Consider the following 538-nt stretch of genomic DNA (forward strand, 5'->3'; position numbering starts at 1 on the left):
GCCAAGGTCTACCGGGACGGCGCGGGCGGCTGGGGCATGCAGGCGATCGGCGCCCCGGCGAAGGCGCGGACGTTCCAGGACATGCTGCCCGCGATCGAGCCGTACCTCTGACGCCGGGCCCTGGCGGGCTCTTTACCTTCTTTACCTTCTCTTGGGTTTTCTGTTAGGCTCGACAACAGCGGAGGGGAGTATTCCCCCGCAGCGTTCCCGTCATCACGGGTGCCCTTCCACGGCGCCCCGGGGCGCTGGTCCGGTCCGGCCGAGCGTGGCCGACGGGCGGAAGAGACCTCCGGCAGTGACGATGTCTGTCTCGCCTACCTGCCGGAGGAGCAGCTAGTGGACGTTTCCGTAAGCCTTTGGGCCGGCACGATGGGGGTTCTGATCGCCCTGGTCGTCGCCGACTTCTTCATCGGTGGCCGAAAGCCGCACGAGGTCTCCATCAAGGAGGCCGGGATCTGGACCGCGGTCTGGGTCGCGCTGGCCTTGCTCTTCGGCGGTTTCCTCTGGTGGTACGGCGGTTCGCAGCCGGCCGGTGAGT

At 67.7% G+C, this 538-nt stretch carries 1 pseudogene; it reads left to right on the forward strand.

Annotation, left to right across the window (positions count from 1 at the left end):
• Nucleotides 1–336: 336 nt before the first annotated feature.
• Nucleotides 337–538, forward strand: a pseudogene (locus ABD323_RS44930) (TerC family protein); the annotation flags it as partial.

Origin of the sequence: Kitasatospora nipponensis, from assembly GCF_039528135.1 — a bacterium.
Lineage (GTDB): Bacteria > Actinomycetota > Actinomycetes > Streptomycetales > Streptomycetaceae > Kitasatospora > Kitasatospora nipponensis.